The 21,781-nt window shown below is 69.4% G+C and carries 26 protein-coding genes; 22 read left to right on the top strand and 4 right to left on the bottom strand.

Translation table 11 applies throughout. The features are described 5' to 3' along the window. The first annotated feature begins 3 nt into the window (after window positions 1–3). Window positions 4–705 carry a GntR family transcriptional regulator gene (locus CK485_RS27965; RefSeq protein WP_109454700.1) on the top strand — a complete coding sequence of 234 codons (702 nt, stop codon included), beginning with the start codon at window positions 4–6 and terminating at the stop codon, window positions 703–705. Next, window positions 702–2,087: an MFS transporter gene (locus tag CK485_RS27960; RefSeq protein ID WP_109454699.1), complete on the top strand. Its 1,386-nt coding sequence runs from the start codon at window positions 702–704 to the stop codon at window positions 2,085–2,087. The genes CK485_RS27965 and CK485_RS27960 overlap by 4 nt, the downstream gene beginning before the upstream one ends. Window positions 2,088–2,228: 141 nt before the next feature. On the opposite strand, the gene CK485_RS27955 is transcribed toward CK485_RS27960, so the two are convergent. Continuing rightward, window positions 2,229–3,053, bottom strand: coding sequence for a maleylpyruvate isomerase family mycothiol-dependent enzyme (locus CK485_RS27955; RefSeq protein ID WP_109454698.1), 825 nt, complete (start codon window positions 3,051–3,053; stop codon window positions 2,229–2,231). A 263-nt stretch (window positions 3,054–3,316) separates the two neighbouring features. On the opposite strand from CK485_RS27955, the gene CK485_RS27950 reads away from it, so the two are divergent. Both CK485_RS27950 and CK485_RS27945 read left to right on the top strand, forming a co-directional pair. After that, window positions 3,317–4,132, top strand: a complete 816-nt coding sequence (locus CK485_RS27950) for a carbon-nitrogen family hydrolase (RefSeq protein WP_109454806.1) — start codon at window positions 3,317–3,319, stop codon at window positions 4,130–4,132. A gap of 145 nt (window positions 4,133–4,277) precedes the next feature. After that, complete coding sequence (locus CK485_RS27945; RefSeq protein ID WP_109454697.1) at window positions 4,278–5,906, top strand: FAD-dependent monooxygenase; 1,629 nt, start codon at window positions 4,278–4,280, stop codon at window positions 5,904–5,906. Window positions 5,907–5,933: 27 nt separating this feature from the next. On the opposite strand, the gene CK485_RS27940 is transcribed toward CK485_RS27945, so the two are convergent. Continuing rightward, on the bottom strand, window positions 5,934–6,455 hold the full coding sequence (locus CK485_RS27940; protein ID WP_109454696.1) for an LURP-one-related family protein: 522 nt from the start codon (window positions 6,453–6,455) through the stop codon (window positions 5,934–5,936). A 100-nt stretch (window positions 6,456–6,555) separates the two neighbouring features. Next, the gene (locus CK485_RS27935; protein ID WP_109454695.1) at window positions 6,556–7,305 is read right to left on the bottom strand and encodes a GntR family transcriptional regulator; all 750 of its coding nucleotides are present in this window, start codon (window positions 7,303–7,305) and stop codon (window positions 6,556–6,558) included. Window positions 7,306–7,404: 99 nt separating this feature from the next. Between CK485_RS27935 and CK485_RS27930 the strand changes: the two genes are divergently transcribed. The 6 genes from CK485_RS27930 (at window position 7,405) to CK485_RS28590 (ending at window position 12,420) form a co-directional block, all read left to right on the top strand. Then, window positions 7,405–8,073, top strand: coding sequence for a hypothetical protein (locus CK485_RS27930; RefSeq protein ID WP_241968653.1), 669 nt, complete (start codon window positions 7,405–7,407; stop codon window positions 8,071–8,073). 76 nt (window positions 8,074–8,149) lie between these two features. Continuing rightward, window positions 8,150–8,749: a class I SAM-dependent methyltransferase gene (locus tag CK485_RS27925; protein WP_241968652.1), complete on the top strand. Its 600-nt coding sequence runs from the start codon at window positions 8,150–8,152 to the stop codon at window positions 8,747–8,749. A 283-nt stretch (window positions 8,750–9,032) separates the two neighbouring features. Next, window positions 9,033–9,263: a hypothetical protein gene (locus CK485_RS27920; protein WP_109454692.1), complete on the top strand. Its 231-nt coding sequence runs from the start codon at window positions 9,033–9,035 to the stop codon at window positions 9,261–9,263. A 674-nt stretch (window positions 9,264–9,937) separates the two neighbouring features. Continuing rightward, entirely contained in the window at window positions 9,938–10,678 is a 741-nt protein-coding gene (locus CK485_RS27915) for a hypothetical protein (RefSeq protein WP_146214594.1), read from the top strand. 141 nt (window positions 10,679–10,819) lie between these two features. Then, complete coding sequence (locus tag CK485_RS27910; protein ID WP_109454690.1) at window positions 10,820–11,602, top strand: TIGR04255 family protein; 783 nt, start codon at window positions 10,820–10,822, stop codon at window positions 11,600–11,602. After that, entirely contained in the window at window positions 11,599–12,420 is an 822-nt protein-coding gene (locus tag CK485_RS28590) for a hypothetical protein (protein ID WP_146214593.1), read from the top strand. The genes CK485_RS27910 and CK485_RS28590 overlap by 4 nt, the downstream gene beginning before the upstream one ends. Window positions 12,421–12,520: 100 nt before the next feature. Here CK485_RS28590 and CK485_RS27905 read toward each other — a convergent pair whose 3' ends face one another. After that, on the bottom strand, window positions 12,521–13,327 hold the full coding sequence (locus CK485_RS27905) for a class I SAM-dependent methyltransferase (RefSeq protein ID WP_109454689.1): 807 nt from the start codon (window positions 13,325–13,327) through the stop codon (window positions 12,521–12,523). A gap of 55 nt (window positions 13,328–13,382) precedes the next feature. Between CK485_RS27905 and CK485_RS27900 the strand changes: the two genes are divergently transcribed. The 12 genes from CK485_RS27900 (at window position 13,383) to CK485_RS27845 (ending at window position 21,691) form a co-directional block, all read left to right on the top strand. Beyond that, a complete protein-coding gene (locus CK485_RS27900; protein ID WP_109454688.1) occupies window positions 13,383–14,099 on the top strand; it encodes a GntR family transcriptional regulator in 717 nt (238 codons plus the stop codon). 871 nt (window positions 14,100–14,970) lie between these two features. After that, a complete protein-coding gene (locus CK485_RS27895; protein ID WP_109454687.1) occupies window positions 14,971–15,444 on the top strand; it encodes a DUF3307 domain-containing protein in 474 nt (157 codons plus the stop codon). A gap of 85 nt (window positions 15,445–15,529) precedes the next feature. Continuing rightward, window positions 15,530–15,757, top strand: a complete 228-nt coding sequence (locus CK485_RS27890; RefSeq protein WP_109454686.1) for a hypothetical protein — start codon at window positions 15,530–15,532, stop codon at window positions 15,755–15,757. A 114-nt stretch (window positions 15,758–15,871) separates the two neighbouring features. Next, entirely contained in the window at window positions 15,872–16,183 is a 312-nt protein-coding gene (locus CK485_RS27885; RefSeq protein WP_109454685.1) for a hypothetical protein, read from the top strand. Then, entirely contained in the window at window positions 16,180–16,362 is a 183-nt protein-coding gene (locus CK485_RS27880; protein ID WP_109454684.1) for a hypothetical protein, read from the top strand. The genes CK485_RS27885 and CK485_RS27880 overlap by 4 nt, the downstream gene beginning before the upstream one ends. Next, window positions 16,359–17,498, top strand: coding sequence for a hypothetical protein (locus CK485_RS27875; protein ID WP_109454683.1), 1,140 nt, complete (start codon window positions 16,359–16,361; stop codon window positions 17,496–17,498). The genes CK485_RS27880 and CK485_RS27875 overlap by 4 nt, the downstream gene beginning before the upstream one ends. A gap of 14 nt (window positions 17,499–17,512) precedes the next feature. Beyond that, entirely contained in the window at window positions 17,513–17,863 is a 351-nt protein-coding gene (locus CK485_RS27870) for a DUF6251 family protein (RefSeq protein ID WP_109454682.1), read from the top strand. Between the two features lie 3 nt (window positions 17,864–17,866). Beyond that, complete coding sequence (locus CK485_RS27865; protein ID WP_109454681.1) at window positions 17,867–18,130, top strand: hypothetical protein; 264 nt, start codon at window positions 17,867–17,869, stop codon at window positions 18,128–18,130. 88 nt (window positions 18,131–18,218) lie between these two features. Continuing rightward, the gene (locus tag CK485_RS27860) at window positions 18,219–20,387 is read left to right on the top strand and encodes an ATP-binding protein (protein WP_241968651.1); all 2,169 of its coding nucleotides are present in this window, start codon (window positions 18,219–18,221) and stop codon (window positions 20,385–20,387) included. 213 nt (window positions 20,388–20,600) lie between these two features. Next, the gene (locus CK485_RS27855) at window positions 20,601–20,930 is read left to right on the top strand and encodes a ParB N-terminal domain-containing protein (protein WP_158288258.1); all 330 of its coding nucleotides are present in this window, start codon (window positions 20,601–20,603) and stop codon (window positions 20,928–20,930) included. Between the two features lie 46 nt (window positions 20,931–20,976). Further along, window positions 20,977–21,294, top strand: a complete 318-nt coding sequence (locus tag CK485_RS27850; protein ID WP_109454679.1) for an RRQRL motif-containing zinc-binding protein — start codon at window positions 20,977–20,979, stop codon at window positions 21,292–21,294. Between the two features lie 16 nt (window positions 21,295–21,310). Then, a complete protein-coding gene (locus tag CK485_RS27845) occupies window positions 21,311–21,691 on the top strand; it encodes a MazG-like family protein (protein WP_199239550.1) in 381 nt (126 codons plus the stop codon). The last annotated feature ends 90 nt before the right edge of the window (window positions 21,692–21,781 follow it).

Below are 21,781 nucleotides of genomic sequence, written 5' to 3'. Positions count from 1 at the left end.
ATCATGCCTACCGATACCACCACCGCCGAAGCGCCCGACCCCGTCGGCAAGGCGCGGCCGCACGCCGTCAAGCGCGCCCCCGCCGCCGAGCGGGTCTACGCGCACGTCAAGCAGGCCGTCCTCGACCGGTCGTACGAAGGCGGGACCCTGCTCACCGAGGGCGATCTCGCGGACGCCGTGGGAGTGTCGCGCACGCCCGTACGGGAAGGGCTGCTGCGGCTGGAGGCGGAAGGGCTGATCAAGCTCTACCCCAAGAAGGGCGCCCTGGTGCTGCCGGTCTCCGCGCAGGAGATCGCCGACGTGGTGGAGACCCGGCTGCTCATCGAGGAGCACGCGGTGCGCAAGGTGATCCCGGCCGGGGACCAGTTGCTGCGCCGCCTCGAGGAACTGCTGGACGAGCACGAGGAGCACCGCGAGACCGGCGACCTCGCCCGCGCCTCGGTGACCGACCGCTGCTTCCACGCGGAGATCGTGCGGGCCGCGGGCAACGCCATCCTCGCGCACCTGTACGACCAGATGCGTGACCGTCAGTTGCGCATGGGCGTGCAGGTGATGCACGCCGAGCCGGACCGCATCGCCCGGAACATCACCGAGCACGCCGAGATCCTCGCCGCGATCCGCGCCGGGGACGCCGACGGCGCCGCGGCGGCGGTGCGCCGGCACGTCGGCCGGGTCAAGGCCATCGTCAGGGGGGAGGACGCGTGAGCACGACCGAGACCGACCGGCGGGCGCTGCGGCTGCCGGGGGATCCGCCCGGCGGCGCGCGGGCGGCGGCCGTCTGGGGCATCGGCGTCTTCGTCTACATGGTGGCGGTCGTGCACCGCTCCAGCCTGGGCGTGGCCGGCATCGACGCGGCCCACCGCTTCCACATCGACGCCTCCGCGCTGTCCACGTTCTCCATCCTCCAGGTGCTGGTCTACGCGGGCATGCAGATACCCGTGGGCGTGCTGGTCGACCGTTTCGGCACCAAGCGCGTCCTGATCTGCGGCGTGATCCTGCTGACCGCCGGTCAGCTCGGTTTCGCGCTCTCGCACTCCTACGGAGCCGCGCTGGCCGCCCGCGCGGTGCTCGGCTGCGGCGACGCCATGACGTTCATCAGCGTCCTGCGGCTCGGCTCGCGCTGGTTCCCGGCACGGCGCGGGCCGCTGATAGCCCAGGGCGCCGCGCTGTTCGGCATGGCCGGCAACCTGGTCAGCACCCTCGTGCTGGCCCGCATGCTGCACTCGGAGGGTTGGACGAAGACCTTCGTGGGCACGGCCGTCGGCGGGGCCTCGGTCCTCGTCCTGGTGCTGCTGTTCATGAAGGACCACCCCGAGGGCCACGAACCGCCGCCCGCCCAGCCGCGCGCGCCCGGCGCGGTCCGACGCCAACTCGCCGACGCCTGGCGGGAACCCGGCACCCGGCTGGGGATGTGGGTGCACTTCACCACGCAGTTCTCCGCGATGGTCTTCCTGCTGCTGTGGGGGATGCCGTTCCTGGTCGAGGGCGAGGGCCTGACCCGCGCCACCGCCGGATCGCTGCTGACGCTCGTGGTGGTCTCCAACATGGTGCTCGGCATGGTCTTCGGCCAGGTCATCGCCCGCCACCACGGCGCGCGGATGCCGCTGGCGCTGGGCACGGTGCTGGCCACGGCGGCCTGCTGGGTCGCGGTGCTGACCTGGCACGGCGGGCCGACCGGGGCGCACGCCGGAGCGAATTCGACGGCCTCCGCCTCCGCCGCCGCCTCGGGGCACGCGCCGATGTGGCTGCTGGTGGTGCTGTGCGCGGTGCTGGGGGCGTGCGGGCCCGCCTCGATGATCGGGTTCGACTTCGCCCGCCCGGCCAATCCGCCGGAACGGTTCGGCACCGCCTCCGGCGTCGTCAACATGGGCGGCTTCACCGCGACGATGATCGCCCTGCTGGCCATCGGCGAACTGCTCGACGCCACGGGGGATGACTACGCGGTCGCGATGTGCAGCGTCTTCGTCCTCCAGGCGGTCGGCCTCAGCCAGATCCTCCGCCTGCGCGCGAAGGCCGCCCGGCGCGAGCGGGAGACGATCACGGTGAGCAGGGTGGAAACGGTGCACACGGCGGAGGTCGGCGCGTAGGGGGGGCGGTACGGGGGGCGTGGCGCCGTACAGGGGCGTGGCGCCGTACTGGGGCGGGCACTGGCGCGCGGGGGCGTGGCGTGGCGCACCCTTCCCCCCCCGGCACCCCTGCCCCGTCCGGCGCCCCGACAGGCGACCGCGTTACGGCGTGACCGCCATCTTGCCGAGGATCGCCGCCGCCAGCTCCTGGTCGCCCTCCGTCTTCACCAGGTCGGCGACCGCCTCCCCGCGCACCCGGCCGCACGCCAGCCGTACGAACGTCTCCCAGTCCATCGCCAGCGTCACCGCGGGCCCCAGCGACACGCTGCCGTCGATCGTCCCGTGGCCCTCCGCGTCGACCCGTACCGTCCGCATGAACTCGACCGGCCCGTGCACGTCGAAGACGACCGCAGAACCCGCCGGCGCGCCCGCCTCCTTGGCGACCACCTTGGGCAGCTGGGGCAGCAGGAAGTCGCGGGTGACCAGCGCGCCGGGCGAGTCGGGGTTGCCGGGGCGGTCGAGGGCCCGGCGCAGGTCCTGCTCGTGCACCCACACGTCGAACGCACGCATCCTCAGCTGGAGTTCCAGCGTGACCTCACGGCCCATCAGGCCGCGCACGGTCGTCTCCGGTGCCCGGGTCTCGTTGCGCAGCTGACGGGAGCGCCGGATGATCGTGTACTCCAGTTCGGAGGTCATCTCGGGCGCGGTGTGGCAGCGGCGGACGTCGACCTGGACCTCGCAGTAGCGGCTGAACTCGTCCGTGACGTGGTACAGGTCGCGCGGCAGCGAGTGGATCGGGCGCGGGTCGCCCAGCGCCTCGCACTCAAAGCCGATGACGTGTGACACCACGTCACGCACCGACCAGCCGGGGCACTCTGTCGCCCGGTTCCACTCGCCCTCGCTGAGCGGGGTCACCAACTCGGATATCGCTTCGATGGAGTGGGTCCAGGCATCGATGTAGGGCTGGAGCTTGCTGTGGACGGTCACGGGACCCCTCGAACGGATCGGTGCTCGGTCGCGGCGCTGAGACGACGATGTGGCGGACTGCGATGTGGCGGACTGTGCGGTGTTGCGGACTGCGGTGTGGCGGGCGGGGCGGCTTGCGGTGGTACGTGGGTACGTGAGTACGACGGTGCTTCGTAGGTGGCGGTGTGCGCCCAAATTACGCTGTGGGCAGGCACCATGGCAGTGCTTTCGTGTGACGATCGTAGGCTTCGAAGAAGCAGGCTCGACTCATGGGCGGTGGTACCGTGCGCGCATCCCTCATCCAGATCGACGTCAAGCCGGACGAGTCGGTCGATTCGCGCCGCGCCAGAGCGGCCGGGCTGGTACGCGGCCAGGTGGGTGCCGACCTCGTGGTGCTGCCGGAACTGTGGACGGTCGGGGCGTTCGCCTACGACGACTTCGCGCCGGGCGCGGAACCGCTCGACGGCCCGACGGCGGCGGCGATGAGCGCGGCGGCGCGCGACGCGGGCGTGTGGTTGCACGCGGGGTCGATCGTGGAGCGCGCGGCGGAGCGCGGCGACGCCCTCTACAACACCGCGCTGCTCTTCGCGCCGGACGGCGAACTGCGCCGCGTCTACCGCAAGATCCACCGCTTCGGCTTCGACCGGGGCGAGGCGGCGCTGATGTCGGCGGGAGAGGACATCGTCACCGCCCGCCTGCCCGGTCCTGACCTCACCCTGGGCCTGACCACCTGCTACGACCTGCGCTTCCCCGAGCAGTTCCGGCTCCTGGTGGACGCGGGCGCGCAGGCGGTCGTGGTCAGCGCGGGCTGGCCCGCACGGCGGCGCGAGCACTGGTCGCTGCTGGCCCGGGCGCGCGCGGTCGAGTCGCAGGCGTACGTACTGGCCTGCTGCTCGGCCGGCACCCACGCGGGCGTCGAGCAGGCCGGCCACAGCGTCGTCGTGGACCCGTGGGGCGAGGTGATTGCCGAGGCCGGCACCGGCGAGCAGGTCCTCACCGTCGAGCTGGACCCGGCGCGGGTGGAGCGCACCAGGGCGGACTTCCCGGTCCTGCGCGACCGCGTCCTGGGCCTGCCGGCCCCGAAGAGGCCGGAAGCGTAGCGGCCCCGCGGCCTTCCCCGCGCACGAAGGCCCCGCCCGGAAGGCGCCCCGCCCCGGAAGGCGCCCCTCACCGCTCACGAGGGCGCCTGCCGCTTCGACAAACCTCCCCGTCTGTGCTGCGCTGGAAGGACGGAGGTGGCGTGCCATGTCCGACACAGACGTCGATGTCCTGGTGGTGGGCGCCGGGCCGGTCGGCCTGACCGCGGCGGCGGAGCTGTGCCGCAGGGGCGTGGAGTGCCGCCTCGTCGACCGGCTCACCGAGCGCAAGCCGTACGCGAAGGCGGTCGGGGTGCAGCCCCGGACGCTGGAGATCTGGGCGGCGATGGGCATCCTGCGGCGCGCGCTGGACGCGGCGGTGCCGATGTTCGGCCAGCTGCTGTACGTCAACGGCGAGCAGGCGGCCCGGCTGGAGCTCACGCTGCCGCCCGACATCCCGTACGGCTTCGCCTCGCTGCCGCAGTACGAGACGGAACGCGTGCTGGCCGAGCACCTGGCGGATCTGGGCGCGCAGGTGGAACGCGGCACGGAACTGCTGTCGTTCGAGCAGGACCCCGACCGCGTGACGGCGCGGCTGCGGGAGGCCTCGGGCACGGAGCGGGAGGTCACCGCACGCTATCTGGTCGGTTGCGACGGTGCGCACAGCATCGTGCGCAAGGGGCTCGGGCTGACCTTCGAAGGTGACGCGTTCCCCGAGGAGTACATGCTCGGGGACGTCGAGGTGGACTGGGACATGCCGCGCGGCTACGGCGTGCGGTCCCTGCACCAGACCGACGACGGCAGTACTGACGACTTGCTGGTGTGCATCCCGCTGCCGGGCCGCAACCGCTACCGGATGTCGATGCTGGTGCCGCCGGAGCTGTCGGCGGCGGGGGCCGGGGGCGCAGCGGACGACGGCGTCGCGCACGGCCTGGAGGCGGGCCGTACGCCCGGGCTCCAGCACATCCAGGCCGTGCTGGACCGCCTGGCCCCGCAACCCACGACGGCCTCCGCCCTGCGCTGGTCGTCGGTCTTCCGCATCAGCCACCGCATCGTCGACCGTTACGCGGACGGCCGCGTGATGGTCGCGGGCGACGCGGCGCACATCCACCCGCCGACCGGCGCGCAGGGCATGAACACCGGCATCCAGGACGCGTACAACCTCGCCTGGAAGCTGGCGCTGGCGATCGGCGGGAAGGCCGGCGAGGGACTGGTCGCCTCGTACGACGCGGAACGGCGGCCGGTCGGCGAGGAGGTCGTCGGACGGACCGTGCGGCACGCCAGGGCCGGCTTCGAGGCGGACCCCAACGACGTCTCCACGATCATCAGGCGAGAGGCCCAGCTGCTCGTCGGATATCCCGACAGCCCGATCGTCAGCCCCGATGGCGGTTCTTCGCCGGCGCCGGGTGAACGCGTACCGGACTGCGGCGGGCTGGAACGCGACGTGATGACGTTCCCGCTGCGGTTGTTCGACGTGCTGGACGGGATGCGGCACGTGGTGCTGCTGTACGCGGACGCCGACGCGCAGACGCCGGACCTGGCCGCCTGTGCCACGGCGGCGCGGGAGGCGGCGCACGGTGAGGTGGACGTCCTCGCGGTGCTGGCGCCGGGGACGCGGTGGACGGCGCGGGAGGTACCGCCGCCCACGCTGCGGGACGCCTCCGGTGGATTCCGCGAGGCGTACGGGGCGTTCGGCGGCGAGGCGTTCGTCGTGCGTCCCGACGGCTACCTGGGCCTGCGCGGCGCGGCGGCGCAGACGGCCCGGGTGAGCGACCACCTGCGCCTGACGTTCGCGTGATTCCGCGCAGTCGAGTCGGCCGCGTCCTCAGCGTTCGTGGTTCTCGCGCTCGCGTTCGTGCTTCTCGTGCTCGTGCTCGACGAGGCGGTCGACGCAGACCGCGATGGCGATGAGCATGGCGGGGTCCGCGTCGTCGCGGTCGACGTGGATCGCGTAGGTGTCGCGCAGCCGGAACCACTTGCGGGAGATGCGCGCGAGGCGCTCGTCCCCGTATTCGATGTCGTACTCCTTGTCGATGATGTCGCCGCGGATCTCCAGCTCGTCACCGGAGGCCAGTTCCGCGCGGTAGGAGTCGTGGAACGGCGTGAAGAGCTTCTTGCGCACGGTGACCAGGACCTCGCCGTCCCGCTCGACGGTCATCGCGTCGCGGACACTGATCACCTTCTTGTGGATGACGGCCAGCTCGCGCCCGTGCGGGTCCTGCACGACGAGCGTCTCCCGCAGCCGCAGCACCTTCCCGTCGACGTAGAAGGCCTTGTTCCCGTGCTCGTCCTCGATCCAGAAGTCGTCCCCGATCGAGAACATCTTCTCGCGCACCAGATACTTCACGCCGCCGCCCGCCTTCCACCGTTTCCCGCGTTCCTGGTTGACCCGGGTTCCACAGTAGTGACGCGGGAAGCGGTGTGAAGGGATGCGCTCAGACGCCGGGTCATGCGTCGAAGTCGTACTCCAGCACGTAGGCGGCCGAATCGAGCACCATCTCGTTGACCTCGACCACGCGGTCCTCGGTGGCGTAGGCGGTACGGCAGATGAGGATGACGGGTGTTCCGTCGGCGAGGCCGAGGGCGTCCGCTTCTTCGTGCGACGGCATCCGGGACCGCACCTCCTCGCGGAACCGGACAGGCGCGTGGCCGAGTTCGGCGAGACGGGCGTAGATCCCGCCAGGACCAGGGTCCTCACGGGTGACGGCGGATCCGGCGACGAGAGCGGCGGGCAGGTAGGAGGTCGCGAGCAGCACGGGCTTCCCGTCCAGCACGAAACGTCGTGCGCGTACGAGGACGTCCTGCCCGGTCACCTCGGCGACGCGTTGGGGCGCGACGCCGGTGCCCACCTCGACCTGGTCGACGACCAGTTGGCGATCGCCGAGATCGGCCGTCCACACGGACCGCCCGGACGACCACCCCTCCCGCGCCAGCCGCTGGACGCCGAGCCGCCGCAGCGGCCGGAAGTCGCGCACGAAGACGCCGGAGCCCTTGCGGGCCTCCGCGATCCCCTCGTTGCGCAGCACCCCGAGCGCCTGCCGCGCGGTCATCCGGGCGACGCCGTAGGAGGCCATCAGCTCGTTCTCCCCGGGCAACCGGTCGCCGGGCGCGTACTCCCCGGCCTCGATGGCACCCTTCAGCGCGTCGGCGATCCGCTGGTACTTGGGCCTGGGCCGACCGGCTTCCGTGCTGGGCATGCGCCTCTCCTCGTCCTTTGAAGGCAGCTTAGTTGTGTCGACCGACTCGACCCGGGCGCGGTCGCCGACGTCGGATCTCGCCACTTGACATCTCTAGAGATGATGGCATTCACTGCATCTCTAGAGATGTTGGCAAGGGGGGTTTCCGTGAGCCAGCAGGTGAAGAGCCGGACGAACGTGCCGGTCGTGCCGTACATCGCGGCTTGGAGCGCTGAACGCGGGCCCAGGGCGCGGGTCGTCGGTGGGCCGTACGGCATCGGTTACGCCGACGAGCAGCCGTACGACCGGGACGCCCACGGCGTGCTCTGGACGCGCAGTGCGATCCGCCGTGGGGTTGGCAAGCCGGAGCTCGGGCGTGTCCACCCGGCGAGGCAGCGGCGGGCGATGCGCCTCATGCTGTGTCAGGTGTGCGGTAACGCCGCTGACAGGACGGAGGAGGGCGCTCTCTGGCTGCTGAAGGACGACCGTGGCGTGACGTCCACCTGGCCGGAGGACCTGGGGGCGACGCATCCGCCGGTCTGCGTTCCCTGCGCGACGGAGTCCGTTCGGCGCTGCCCCCATCTGCGCGGGCAGTTCGTCGCTGTCCGGGTCCGGCGCAGTGTCGTCCACGGCGTGCACGGCATCCGCTACCGTCCGACCGGCCGGGGGCCCGTTCCGGAGCCCGAAGGTGTCACCGTCGCGTACACCGATCCCGCGGTCCGATGGGTACGTGCTTTTCAGCTGGTCCGGCGGCTGAACGAGTGCACCGTGATCGAACTGCGTGGATGAGTCGGAGGCGTGGCAGGCTTCCCGTGTGGGGACTGCCGACAACCACGTTCGGGCGCGGCGGAGTTATGACGTGGTGGTGGGGGAGTATCTCGCGCGGATCGGCGGGGAGTTGGCGTACAAGCCGCTGGACCGGGCGCTGCTGGCGGCGGTGGTCGAGCAGGCGGTCGCGGACGCACCGGTGGCGGACCTCGGGTGCGGGCCGGGGCACGTGGCCGGCTGGCTCGCGGAGCACGGCGTGCGGGCGGTCGTCGGGATCGACCTGTCCCCCGCGATGGTGGCGACGGCCCGGCGGGCACATCCGGCGTGCGAGTTCCGCGAGGGCGACCTGCTGGAACTGCCCGCGCGGGAAGGCGAGTTCGGGGCGGCCGTCGCGCTGTACTCCGTCATCCACCTCGAACCTGCCGAACTGCCCACCGCCTTCGCGGAGTTCCGCCGCGTGCTGCGTCCCGGCGCACCGCTGCTGCTCGCGTTCCACGTCGGCACCGAGATCCGCCACCTGACCGAATGGTGGGGCCACGAGGTGGACGTGGACTTTCACTTCCACCAGCCGGAGGCGGTCCTCGCCCCGCTGCGCGAGGCGGGCTTCACGGTCACCGCCACGATGCAACGCGCCCCGGCCCCTCAGGAGGCCGAGACCCAGCGCTGCTACGTCCTGGCCCACCGCGCGAGGGACTGACGCGCTCGGCTGGCCGCCGCTCCGCCAGAGCCGGGCACGCGATGTCACGGTGCGGGAAGGAACAACTCACCACCCGTGCGCGGTCCCGGCCGACACGGGGGCCGCGCTGTCCCGTGCGCCTGATGTCCTGCTCAGGCTGATGCGGCGCACGGCCCCGGTGACCTCGGTAGCCGGGATGGCCGCAGGGGGCGGCTGTGGTTCCTGCCGGAGGCTCGAACTGCCCCCCTTGCCGGTGGTTTACCCCTGGAGGAAGATCCCCTCGGAACACTTCTGAGGGGGACACATGCTGCAGGCTGTGCGGACCGGCGACTACGCCCCGCTGATCTTTTATGGGCTGGCCGTCACCCTTTGCCTGGTCCTCGTCCTGGACGTAGGCAGGATCAACTCCCGACTGGAGTCGCGCCTCAAGACCGGACCGCTAGGGGTTGCCTACAGACCCCTCCCGACGTGGCTCTTCCGGTGCGGGCCGCTCTTCGGCCTGGCCTTGATCACGATCGGCCTTCTGGTGCTGTGACGCCGAGAACGAAGGCGTGCTCCCAGCGTGCCCGATCGACCGGCAACCACCGGGGACTGGGATCACGCCGGAGCCACAGCACGCCGACGGCCCCCGACCAGACTGCTGGTCAGGGGCCGTTCACCTGCGGAGGGTGTGGGATTTGAACCCACGGTGGCGTTGCCGCCACGACAGTTTTCAAGGGAGTGCTCACGTCTGGAGCTAGGGGCGCCTGACCTGCGGTGAACTTACGGTTGGCCAGTCTGCCGACTGTGTTGGGCCACGCCTGGTCCATGAAGTGGACCCCCTCCGGGGAGACAGGATCTGTACAGCGAGCTGCGCCCCGCGGAATGCACTCGTCACTGGTGTCCTGGGCTACGCGGCTCAGGCGAACCTAACCCATCTGGTCCGCTCAACATGGCGCATCATCTGATCTATCGTTACTTACCAAGCCTTGTCGACCTAGCACTTGTCGACGAAGCTGGCAACACCGGCGGGAGGCAAGGGGAGACACCTTGGGCAGCTTCGTTGACGATGGGTTGCCAGCTTCACGCGAAGACTGGCCCCACGGGGTCCTGGCGGCTTTGGATCCGTTCGTCCAAGGTGACGTCGTAGGATGCCCCGACTTCGTCTTCCATGGTGCCCCGTACGCCCCCATCACCCGCACAAGTACCAGCTACGCGGGAGACTCCGACGTGGCGATGGCCGTGATGGTGAACCCTGAAGACCTTCCGCCCTGGGCTCTCGTAACTTCGGGGACGTGCGACCTGGCGGAGCAGGATGCTCCTGTACCCAAAAAGCCGTTTGTGCAGGTTGCTCCCATTGTCGACCTGTCTGACCTGGATCCAGGCGATCAAAAGCTGCTTAAGGGAAATAAGTTCGGATATCTACTACACGTGCCCCTGCTGTCGGATGCTAGGCCAGGCCTCTGGGCGGCTGATCTACGTATCGAGTACCCAGTTGAGAAGACCTGGCTGGCCGGGCAGGAGAGACTGCGGGGCTGGGCGACCGAACGCGAGCAAGAGATCGTTGGCCTGGCTGTGGCCAGGCAGAGGCAGCGCCCAGCGATGGGGCGGCGGTTCATCGAGCACGTTCTTCTGCCGACACGGAAGAGGCTGGGCGAACTCCGCAAAAGGCAGAGGGCCCTCGCCGACAGGCTCGATCAGGAGATCCCCGAGTGGGCAGTCGAGGTTGACAGCCGCTTGGATCCCAGGCGGGTGGCGATTGTCCTGCTCTCGCAAGACTGCATGCCGAGTGATCCGGTCCAGCAGTGGTGGAGAGAGACGGTAGAACATCTTCGCGAGGGTGCCTCCGCCTCCGGTGGAGGCATGACGATCATTGGTCCTCGCTTCGAGCGCCTAGACGAACTGCCGGTGAGTGAGTACCGCAAGCTCACGCCTCTGGACAGCCCACATGGCAAGTTCAGCAACGAGTAATCGCCTCGACAGCGGACTGTAACGACCCTTCAGGTCAGTTTGGTTGACAACGGGCGTAGCGCAGGCCACAGTCAAGGTGTGTAAGTCTGTGAAAGTTACTCCTGAGTAGGGTCAAGTGAGCGCTACGCAACCGAGGTGGGTATGAGCTGGTTGACAGACGAACCCCGGGACCGTCGGCTGAGGAATCCTCCACTCGCCTTGGTGGTGTGCCAGGTGCGTCACGAGACTGAGTATGCGGCTAGCGAGGCGAGTCGTGCGCTAAGAATCAAGGAAGCGCTCGGTTGGCCTACAGAGCTGAGTGAAAGTGTGACGCAAGGCGTAAATGTCGCCCTTGGGCAAGGGTTCGGCATGACCACGTCTCAGGCGCCCGCTGTGCGAGGGTGGCAACTTCGCTCCCCTGATAGCGGCTGGATTGTTAACATCCAACCAGACCATTTCGCTATTGAGACCACTTTGTACGCGGGGTGGGTGAGCTTCCGGCAACGCCTGGAAGCATTGATTCGTGCCATCGGCGAGCAGATTTCCCCGACCTTGCGGCATCGCGTCGGTCTACGCTTCGTTAATCAAATCACTCACCCAGACGTTGTAAATCCGCAGGACTGGGAAGCTTACATCGGAAAAGATATATACCAGAGCAGTCTATATAGCGGTCTGGGTGACACGCTTCGGGCGGCAATGCAGGTAATCGAAGTTGCAGCTCCAGAAGGAAACACTATCGTCGTGCGTCACGGTTTTAAATACCCGAGTCACGGTAGTGAAATGACGTATGTTCTCGATAGTGACTGCTCTCAAGTTGGTTCGCGAGAGTTCAACGTAGCCTCCTTGCTGGGAAATGTTGACTCGCTCCACAAACTATCTCTGCGCGCATTCGAGATGGGGACTACGCTAGAACTTCGCAAGCACTTGGGTGAGGAGGGTGAGTGAGTACGGTTTCCGATATTCTGGAGAATTATGCACGGGATTGGTCCATCGACGCGACCCCCGTGATCACCGTCCAGCGAACCCAGCACGTCGGAATCCTGGACGTAGACACCCTATATGTAGGTGTCCAAGACAGCTTTTCTTGCTCTCTTGAAGGGCCTGTGACACCTGGCATCAGCATGCAAGAAAGTCGGTCTGAAGCTCCCTCTCTGCTGGCTGACATTGCGGCCCACCTGACTCCGTTCCAGTCTGGCGGTAGGCAAATGTTGCCTCTCTGGACCTTCGGTACTGCAGAAGCATTCGAGCTAGTGCGAAGGGAGCTTCGACGGCGGCTCGATCCATTTGAGCACCAAGCTGACGAGCCAGCCCCCGTTGAGCGTCAAAACAAAGCTCTGGTAGCTATCGAAGAAATGTCGAGTTGGCTTGGAGTGACAGCGGCTAAAGCTGCTGATTTGGCTGGCGGTTACCGTCGCTCCTATTACAACTGGCTGAAGGGAATGGTTCCCTATGACGCTACGACGCTTAATTTGTTCGAGGCGCACGCATTTATTGAAGCTTTGGTGGACGTTCTTGAACCTAGAGGTGTAAGGGAATGGCTTAACGTCCCCTATGGCAGTGGCGTCAGAATTGACTTGCTGCGCGATAGTGCGGGTAGAGCCGTTCTTAGCGGTCTGGCTCGGTCAATCCTTTTCAGGGAGCCTGAGCCTAAAACGGCATGGCTGCCTGATGATGACCTGGCTCACACGCCGCCTCCTGCTGCAGAAAGGTCGGAGATGCCGGTGCGTCGCGTCCAGATGCCAAAGAAGGGCTACAGGAAGTAGCGCTAAGTCTGGTCGGCGGGTCCCGCCCGCGAGAACTTCAGATTTTAGCATTCCGGCCCGTGGTGTGTGTCACGTATCTACATCGGCCTGTTCGGATTGTTCAGGATGCGACCTTTCCGACTGCGAGCAGATGAGAGCTAGCCGCCAGCAGTTCAGGGTATGGCTCGGCCATCCTGGCAGCGGTAGCTACCGAATCGACCAGGTCAACGGTGGGACTGTCTCCAGGCTGTTGCTCGACAGCCTTTAGGAGGGACCACGCCGGGCCCTCGATCCCGAGAACCTGAACATCCCTGAGTCCCGATTCGCGGAGTTCTCCGGCAAGCTCATCCGCTCGGTGGAAGTACGCCAACGTAAAGCCGGGCCCCTGGTGAACCGCCGTGCTGAGGATTTTGGCGATCGATGCTTGGATGCGCTCCTTGTGGAGATGGGCGTAGGTGACGTGCTCGAAGAGTGAGGCATACCGGTTGATCGCCGCCGCGGCGATCAACCCACCCGGCTTTACCGTTCGGCGGGCCTCTGCCAGCGCCTGGAGGCGGTCACTAGCCTCGGGCAGGTGGTACAGCGGGCCGAGGAGCAGCACGGCGTCGTAGGTGTCGTCGGCGGCGTCCAGCGCTCGGGCATCACCCACCGTCGCTCGGCAGATGGCGGACGCCTGCTCTACGTGGCGGGGGATCGGGTCCACGAGGTCTACTTCGTAGCCGTCCTCGACCAGCCACTCCGCGTGGATGCCAGTCGCGCCACCTACGTCCAGCACGCGCGCTGGCGCCGGCGGGAGGAAGCGACGGAGGAGTTCCTTCGTGCGCTCCAGCTCAAGGCGGCCGTCTGCCGAGCTACGCAGCCGGGTGCCCTCGTCCACAGTCTCGCCGTAGAACCGGGCCACTGATGGAGCCAAGTCGGGTTTCACCATGGTGGCAGTATCCTGTGTACCGGTGGACCAGTCCAGTGTGGAGAGAGGGAAACCGATGGCCCTGCTGAAGTACGAGGAGATCGCGGAGTCGCTGCGTGCTCGCATCGCCGCTGGCGAGTTCGGGCCCGGCGAAGTAGTGCCTTCTGGCCGAGACCTGGCCGAGCAGTGGTCGGTCTCACGGGCGACCGCCATCAAGGCGATGGACGTGCTCCGCAGCGACGGCGTGGTCGTGGCCAGGCAGGGGACCGGCTTCATTGTGACCGAGACCCCCGTGGCCCGGCCGGCGGGTTCGCGTCGAGCGGGATCGGCACGCGTGACCGGCGGCATGCCCTTCCTTCGCATCGGCGTCCCGGACTGGGCGGAGCCCCCGCCGCGCGTGGCCGCTGCGCTACGCATGGACGCCGGGGTTCCTGCGCTGCGACGCGCTCGCGTACTCCAGCTCCCGGACGGTAGTCCTCACAGCTACGTGGAAGCGTGGTTCCCGCCTGACGTGGCCGAGGCGTCACCGCGGCTTGCGCAAGCCGCGCCGATCGCCGAGGGGACTACCCGCTACGTGCGGCGGCAGACCGACCGCTACCCGGTAGAGGGCGTAGACGTGACCACGGTCCGCCTCGCCACGGAGACCGAAGCCCACCACCTGGCTCTGGCCGAGGAAGCGCCCGTGGCCGTGCTCCTGCATACGGCTCTTGACCAGGCTGGCCGTCCTCTTGTGTGCGAGGAGGGTGTGACACCCGCTGCTCTCTTCGAGCAGGTGGACACCTACGCGATGTAGAGTCCGCGACACGAGCTGGACCGGTCCGCCGGTCCAGCTTTTTTATTTCCTCAAAACGGCGCTTGAGCTGCACATATTTGGCTTCACGGCGGCCCAGCTCGACCTTCTTGGGTTGACTGGACCGGTCCACCGGTCCAGTATCAATGCCGAGGCAACCCGGAGCTACCGGCGGGGATCTCTCCGTGACTCCCTCCGGCCTTTGGTCGGTGCCTCACCGATGGGCCATGAGCAGTGCTTCTTGAGAACTGAACAGTGATCATGCGGGGCTGACGCGAGAGCGGCGGTCGTGGCAGGTGCCCAGGGCGAGGGTCTGGGGGCAAACCGCCGGGATGAACACCGCTCTCCCCCTACGCGCTTGGCAGGCGTCGCCCGAACCGGGCGTGGGGAGATACAGCGCAGGCCCCAACGCATGTGGCGGGATGAGAAGACCGCCCCCGCGACGACCGGGTGATGTCGTCGGCGGCATCACATGCCACACGCACCGACTCCACGCAGATGTGGAACTCGCGCGGTGCGGGCCGCCCTGCTGGCGTCAGAGCAGTGACGATGACGCGCCCGACTGACCGGCTCGGGATCGGCGCCCGTGGCAACGGATGCGCCGGTGAAGCCGTGTTTCTACAGCCCTGATGGTCGCAGGCCGGGTTCGACTCCCGGCCAGGGCGCCAGGGCCTGGCAGCGCGTCAGGCCCTGCTTCATCCAAACGAAGCGCGGCGCCCAGGGGGCCTAAGCCCTGGGCGCCGCTGTACAGGACCTGATGAGGAGGACCTGTGTTGCTCAGTATGACCGAGCAGGACCGCAAGGAACTGTCGGAGAAGGTCAAGGAGGCCAACCGCCGCAGCGAGAACGACGCCACCGTACGAGGTGGCCGGTGATGGGCACGCCCGCCGTGTTCGCCACGGTCTTCGCGGCGTTGTTCGTCGCCCACAGCGTGGGTGACCACTGGGTGCAGACCTCGCGTCAGGCGGCGGACAAGGGCCGTCCGGGCTGGCCGGGTCGTCTCGCCGATGCCCGCCACGTTGCGACGCTGACGCTCACGAAGGCCGTGTTGCTGGCGCTGGTTACCGGCGTGCTCGGGCTGCACCTGCGCGTGATCGGGCTGGTGATGGGGTTCGCGGTCGACGCGGCCTCGCACTGGTGGGCCGACCGCCGTAGCACGCTCGCCTGGCTGGCCAAGGTCACCCGCAACAGCGAGTTCTACGAACTGGGCACGCCCGCTCACCCGAAGGCCCCCGCGACCGCCGAGGGCGGTTACGCGCCGACGCTGGGGACCGGCGCCTACGCCCTGGACCAGTCGTGGCATCACCTGTGGCTGCTGGTCGCCGCGCTGCTCATCGTCGCCGTCTAGGCGCGCACTCCACCTTCCGCCCTTTCGTGCTCCGGCCGGGCGGACCTGGCCGGAGTGCGCCTTCGACCTACTCGGGAGAGCTTTCGTGGCTACCTACCAGCCGGGCGTGTACGCCTTCGCGATCGTCGTGTCCGACCCGCAGCGCAAGGTGCGTCCCCTGGAGATGCGCAGCAACGTGACGGTGGACCGGCCGATGACGGATCAGGAGATCGCGCAGGCCATCGTCACCGCGGCGGCGTCCGACTTCCCCAACGAGCCGGTGCTGCACCTGCGGCGGCCGAGCTACAAGCTCCAGCTGCGCCGCCGTCACTGACCTCGCTCGTTTCCCAGGCCCGGCAGGGCCGCTTCCCACTTTCCTCGCGCTTCACGGGACGTGGCCCTGCCCGGGGTGCGTTGTGTGGAGTGCGGGTTCCGACAGGAGAACACCGTGCACACCTACGTGGGCCCGCATCGGGCCGAGACCACTGACGACTTCCTCGAACTCGCCATCGGCACGCCGCTGGCGCTGTGGCTGGGCGAGGACGGCGAGAGCGAGGAGGAGCGGGCGGCGCGGCTGGACGCGGCGGCCGACATCCTCGCCGACGACCCCGCCATCGTGGACCGCACCACCCGCCTCGCGGTCGAGAGCATCGGCGCCACCATGCCGGACCTGCTGCGCCTCGCCCCGCCCGTGGCCGCCCCGACGCCGGTCAGGGTTCCGCCTGTCCGGCGGCGCGTGGTGAAGGGGGTCGCGGCATGAGGTTCCGTCCGCACACCCCGGACCCCGGACACGACGAGCAGAACCAGGCCCAGCAGGAGCCGGTGGCGCGTGACCCGCGGGACATGGTGGGGCTCAACCCGACCGGTCGGGAGCGTCGTTCGTCGGCCGGCAAGCGCCGCCAGGAGGCCCGCAAGGCCACGAAGGGGCGGACCCGATGAGCACCTACCGCCAGGAGCGCCGGGCCGATCAGGCCGCAGCGGCGGAGCAGGCCCGGGCCGACCGGATGGCCACCGAGCACCAGCGGGCGGAGCGTCAGCGGCTGGCCGATGAGCGTGCTGCCCGCCTGCGGGAGCAGGCGCGAGCGGACCGGCAGGCGGCGCGGACGGAGCGTACGACGCACCGTCAGGAACGCGCTGAGCGGCGGGCCCAGGCGCTGACGCCGGAGCGCGTCTACCGCAACGGGACGCTTGCCCTGGTGGTCGCGTCCGGGTTGGCGTCGCTTCCGGCGCAGGTTCTGCACTTCGCCGGGATCTCGTTGATGCTGCTGCCCGTCCCGTTGGGGCTGGAGGGTGCGGCGTGGGTGATGGCGGCCGGTGTCGCCTTCGCCGACGCGCGCCGGGCCCCGGTGTGGGTGCGCTGGCTGCTGCGGGCCCTGGTCGCGGTGTGCGCCGGGTTCGCCGCGTCCATCAACTATGGCTACGGCTTGTCCCTCCACCACCCCCATGGCCTGTCGGCCGCGGACGCGTCGACCGCGGGGCTCGGGCTTGCGGCGGTGACGTTGCTCGGGCCGTTGGTGTTCGAGATCCGGCAGTGGGTGGCGACCTGCGCCGTCCGAGACCCGGCCGAACGCGACCGTCGCCGTCACGCCCGCCGTCGCCGCCGCGACCACCGTGACGTGTCCCGCATCGCGCGCCGTCTCGTCTCCGCCGCGCCGTTCGGCACGCTCGGGGCGGAGGAGGCGTGGGCACAGGCGTGGGCGGTCGTGCACGGCACCGACACCCCCGGCATGACCCCGCGCCTGCACCGCGCCGCGGTCGCCGCCCGCACCCGGCTCGCCGAGTCGCGGGTGCCCGCGGGTGAGGAGATCGCCCGCCGTCTGCACGCGGCCCTCGCCACCCCCGCCACGCAGCGCGGCTTGCTGCTGCCGGAGCTGGGCAACGTGATCCCGCTGCGGGGCGAAAAGCCGCAGGTCACTTCCCAAATGCCCACCCCCGGCGAGGCGTCGGCGAAGGGGTCGGGCAAGCGGCCGTCGCCGCCGCGTCGTCGCAAGGGCGACACCCCCAAGTACCACCGCGCGGCGCGCGCTGCGGCGGCTGAGACCGCCCGCCGCCCGCAGGTGTCCGCGAACGTCTGAAAGGACCCGTCCCGATGGCTCCGCGCCGTGACCCGTACCGGTTCGACAACCCCCTGCCCGCCATCCCCAACCCCCGCACCCCCGACACCTACCAGCCTCAGCCGCTGAGCCCGTTCGACGGCCCGGCCGGGGTCCCGGTCGTGGTGCAGCACGTGCACACCGCCCCGCCGGACCGCACCGCCCAGCGTCTCGCCCTCGGGGCCGGTGTCGGCAGCGGCGCGGTCGCGGCCGGGGTCTACTTCGGCCCGCTGCTCGTCGGCGCGCTCACCGCGATCGCGTTCGACCTGGCGATGCTGGCGCTGTTCGCCGCGGTCGCCGGGTGGGCGGTCGTACGCGTCGTCGCCGGAATCCGGAAGGAGCACTGAGCGATGCGCATCAACGACCGCGACGACGTGAACCACAACGAGGCCGTCCGCGTGACCGCGCTGGCCGCGCGGATCGCGCTGCGCGAGGCCCGGGGCAAGTCCACCGGCCGCCTGGAACGGCGCGTCGAGCAGATCCTTGACCGGGCCGCGCAGCGCGAGGAGGAGAAGGCCGCGATGAAACAGGCCACCGCCGACGCCAAGCGTTTCGCGGTCGCGGACGCCAAGACCCGCCGCGCCGTGGAACGCGCCACCCGCAAGTACCGCTGAATCCGCCCCGGGACGGCCGTCCAACCGCCAAGCAGTCCGGCCGTCCCGGGCCCCTGCACGCCCCTGAAGACGACAGGAGAGCCCCATCATGTCCGACACGGTCACCCCGCCGCAGGAGACCGCCACCAATGCGCCACCGCGGCTGACCCTCCTCAAGCCCCGGCCCACCCCACCGGACGATGCCCCGGCGCCCCGTGTGATCGAGGGCGTCGTCATCCCCTCCGGCAGCGACCCGGGCCCCGCTGTGCCGGCGTGGGCGCGTGGTGCGCGGGCGGTGCGCGTGGTCGTCACCCACGACCGCACCCGCACCGCCGCGACGCTCGCCGTCCGGCACGGTTCGTACGTCGCCGCTGGTGGTGTGATCGCCGCGAAGCGGCTGTGGGACGGCCGCACGACCGCACGGTACGAGCGGATGATGCGCACCGCCGAAGCCGCGGGCCAGCACGAGGTGGCGATGGAGTGGGAACAGCGCGCCGCCGCGTTCCGCGCCGCCCGCCACCAGCGGCGCATGGACCTGCTCACGGCCCCGCAGCAGGTTGCGAAGTCCGCGCTGGTCGGCACCGCCGCCACCGCGGGCGGACTGCTCGGCCTCGGGATCGTCCTTGCCATCGCCGAACACAACGCCCGTGAGACCGTCGTGCCGTTGATGACCACCATCACCCTGATCCGGTGGACGGTGTTCATCGCCTCCGTGGTGTGGGGGCCGCTGGTCGCGGTCGGCCCGTGGCTGATGCTGCTGGGCCTGTGGCAGATCGGCCGCTCCCGGCAGGCCGCCCCGGCGTGGGCCCTGCCGGAGTCCGCCCGCAGCACGGACGGCGAGCCCATCACCCCCTCGATCGTGGTCAAGTCCCTGCGTGACCTGGGCATCGCCGCGTTGCGCAAGTCCATCCAGGAGATGGAGGACGCGGGCGCCGGCATGCTCGGCCCGATCACCATCGCCGGGTGCGGCGTCGAGGTCGACGTCACCCTCCCCTCCGGCGTCTCGACCGTCGAGGTGCAAAACAGGCGGCGCAAGCTCGCGGAGAACCTGGGCCGCCACGAGCACGAGGTGTTCGTCACGATCCCGCAGGCCGCCCGCACGGTGCGGCTGTGGATCGCGGACTCCGGCGCCCTCGACGAGCCGATCGGCCCCTCCCCGCTCACCATCGACACCACGCTGACCGGCGACTACGCCAAGGGCCGCGCCCCCTGGGGTCAGGACCTGCGCGGGGACGCCGCAGCCATCAGCCTGTTCCAGCGCCACCTGCTCATCACCGGCCTGTCGAACCAGGGCAAGACCGCATCCCTGCGTTCGCTGGCGCTGTGGCTGGCGCTGGACAAGCGCGTTGAGCTGCGCATCGGTGACCTGAAGGGCATCGGTGACTGGCGGATGTTCGACGGCGTCGCGACGGTGCTGATCGAGGGCCCGACCGATGAGCACGTCATCGACGTGACGGAGATGGTCGAAGAGGGCGTTGCCGAGATGGAACGCCGCATCCAGGCCCCGCCCGGCACCACCTTCCCGCCGCTGATCCTCATCGTGGACGAAGCGCAGGTCGCGTTCATGTGCCCCGCGGTCGGCGACGACAAGCGGCCCTACGGCGGAACGAAGGCCACCAGCCGGTACTTCAACGCCGTCCGTAAGATCCACAACCAGGGTCGCGCCGTCGACGTGGTGATGTGGGAAGGCACCCAGGACCCCACGAACGAGAACCTGCCCAAGCTCATCCGCGAAGGCGCCCACATCCGCGCCTCGCTGGTCCTGGGCACCGAGGAGCAGGCCAAGATGGCACTCGGCGCCAAGGCCGTCGACGGCGGCGCCGCCCCGCACAAGCTGCGCCAGGGCCTGGACAAGGGCACGGTCGTCGTCGCGGGCGACGGTGTGAAACTCGCGCCGGGGCAGTCGTCGGTCACCATCCGCACGCACTTCATCGATGAGGACCAGGCGAAGGAGATCGCGGCGCGGGCCAAGGCGCTGCGCGAGGGCGTCACGACCGCCTCGTCGATCGATCCGGCCGTGCCGGTCGACCACCTCGCCGACATCGCCACCGTCATCGGCGAGCAGGACAAGATGCGCTCCACCGAAGTCCTGTCCGGGCTGATGGCACTCAACCCGCGCGAGTACCGCGGCTGGACGTTCTCCAACCTCACCGCCGTCCTCGAAGCGGTCGGAGCAGAGCCGCGCAAGGTCGGCGGCATCATGACCGTCCGCCGCGCCCGCGTCCTCGACGGCATCCAGGAGCGCGACAGCAACCCCACCGGTGGTGACGCTTCGTAAGGGGAGTCGGGTGGGGAGGCGGGGAGTTCTCCCCGTGGGCCTCCCCAACTCCGTCTCCCCGCGCTGATCAGCGCAGATCAGTGCCAGGGGAGGCAGGGGAGGCCACCGTGCCCCATGGCCTTCGGCCCCCTGAGACCGCTGTCGGGCCGCCCCCTGCCCTCCCTTCCTTGCACACACAGTGACGATGGAGAAGTCGTGTTGTACCGCGGGCAGATGAAGACCTCGTTCCTCAACGACCAGCAGATCCGCCCCATCGAGTACCGCAAGTGGGCCCACGCGCAGCGCCACTTCGCCACCCGCCCCAAGCACCGAGCGCGCGTCGATGAGCTGGTGCAGTCGATCCCGAAGAAGGGCCTGCGCGTCCCGATCACCCTCGGCGTCGATGACCGCCACTTCGACATCTACGTCGCCGACGGCCACCACCGGGCCATCGCCCTGATGGAGCTGGGCTCCGACTCGTTCCCGTTCCACTGGTACTGGATCCGCGACTGGGGCGTGCGCATGGAACGCGAGCCCTTCCCCTTCCACTTGCTGGAACGGTGAGCACACGCCCTTGCCCCGTCACGGCCACGATCCGGAAGGAGCTGCCGTGGCCGCCCTCCCCGTCTACCGCTACCGATGCGCGCCTGACGGACTCGCCACCCGCCGCCAGTTGCGCGCCGCCGGACTGCGGCCTGGTGGCGCCGATCCGGTCGCGGAGATCCGTTGGCGCCGCGGACAGCGCTTCGCTCTCCTCTACGACACCACTCGCGCCCTGCCTGTCCGACCGATGACGGCGGGCCGGTGGCAGGCGCTCGCCGCTGCCATGACCGCGCGCCGCACCTGCCCGGCCTGTGGTCATGACCGCGGCTACGTCATCTCGCGCAGCCTCGGCACCTGCTGGCCGTGCACCAACCCCACTACCTGACAGGAGGACTCGCCTCATGCCCGAGGTACCCACCGACCCGACACCCGTCCGATCCTCGGCCATCAGCCTCTGGCAGCACGCTCGCCGCGTCAACGCTTGGCTTGACTCGCGCAACCCGGACGACGCGCAGGAGACCGCCCTGCGGCTGCTCAAGATCGGCGAGGAAGCCGGTGAAGCGTTCCAGGCGTACATCGGCGCAAGCGGCCAGAACCCGCGTAAGGGCGTCACCCACACGCCATCCGACGTGGCGGTTGAGCTGTGCGACGTGATCGTGGCCGCCGCCGTTGCTCTGCACCGCTTCACCGAGGACCCCGAGGACACCTTCGACTGGGCCCTCCTTGCCGCCCACGACCGACTGGGCGAACAGCTGAAGCGTCAATTCGGCACCAGCCGTTGACCTCGGACAGGACGGCCGCGCTTCCAGGCGAGGTGGCCGTCCCCGCTCCGTTGGCCCAGGCGTGTCGACCCGTTCGACTGCCTCTGGGCT

Source organism: Streptomyces sp. ICBB 8177 (assembly GCF_003144095.1).
Taxonomy (GTDB): Bacteria; Actinomycetota; Actinomycetes; order Streptomycetales; family Streptomycetaceae; genus Streptantibioticus_D.
The sequence above is the reverse complement of the archived record's forward strand: the minus strand, read 5'-3'. Positions and strand labels throughout refer to the sequence as shown.

Coding starts and splice junctions, on each gene's coding strand:
- CK485_RS27845 (WP_199239550.1), top strand. CDS start 21,311: ATGCCCGAGGTACCCACCGACCCGACACCCGTCCGATCCTCGGCCATC.
- CK485_RS27880 (WP_109454684.1), top strand. CDS start 16,180: ATGAGGTTCCGTCCGCACACCCCGGACCCCGGACACGACGAGCAGAAC.
- CK485_RS27910 (WP_109454690.1), top strand. CDS start 10,820: ATGAGCTGGTTGACAGACGAACCCCGGGACCGTCGGCTGAGGAATCCT.
- CK485_RS27875 (WP_109454683.1), top strand. CDS start 16,359: ATGAGCACCTACCGCCAGGAGCGCCGGGCCGATCAGGCCGCAGCGGCG.
- CK485_RS27895 (WP_109454687.1), top strand. CDS start 14,971: ATGGGCACGCCCGCCGTGTTCGCCACGGTCTTCGCGGCGTTGTTCGTC.
- CK485_RS27855 (WP_158288258.1), top strand. CDS start 20,601: ATGAAGACCTCGTTCCTCAACGACCAGCAGATCCGCCCCATCGAGTAC.
- CK485_RS27935 (WP_109454695.1), bottom strand. CDS start 7,305: ATGCCCAGCACGGAAGCCGGTCGGCCCAGGCCCAAGTACCAGCGGATC.
- CK485_RS27945 (WP_109454697.1), top strand. CDS start 4,278: ATGTCCGACACAGACGTCGATGTCCTGGTGGTGGGCGCCGGGCCGGTC.
- CK485_RS27870 (WP_109454682.1), top strand. CDS start 17,513: ATGGCTCCGCGCCGTGACCCGTACCGGTTCGACAACCCCCTGCCCGCC.
- CK485_RS27860 (WP_241968651.1), top strand. CDS start 18,219: ATGTCCGACACGGTCACCCCGCCGCAGGAGACCGCCACCAATGCGCCA.
- CK485_RS27965 (WP_109454700.1), top strand. CDS start 4: ATGCCTACCGATACCACCACCGCCGAAGCGCCCGACCCCGTCGGCAAG.
- CK485_RS27930 (WP_241968653.1), top strand. CDS start 7,405: ATGATGGCATTCACTGCATCTCTAGAGATGTTGGCAAGGGGGGTTTCC.
- CK485_RS27905 (WP_109454689.1), bottom strand. CDS start 13,327: ATGGTGAAACCCGACTTGGCTCCATCAGTGGCCCGGTTCTACGGCGAG.
- CK485_RS27865 (WP_109454681.1), top strand. CDS start 17,867: ATGCGCATCAACGACCGCGACGACGTGAACCACAACGAGGCCGTCCGC.
- CK485_RS27900 (WP_109454688.1), top strand. CDS start 13,383: ATGGCCCTGCTGAAGTACGAGGAGATCGCGGAGTCGCTGCGTGCTCGC.
- CK485_RS27920 (WP_109454692.1), top strand. CDS start 9,033: ATGCTGCAGGCTGTGCGGACCGGCGACTACGCCCCGCTGATCTTTTAT.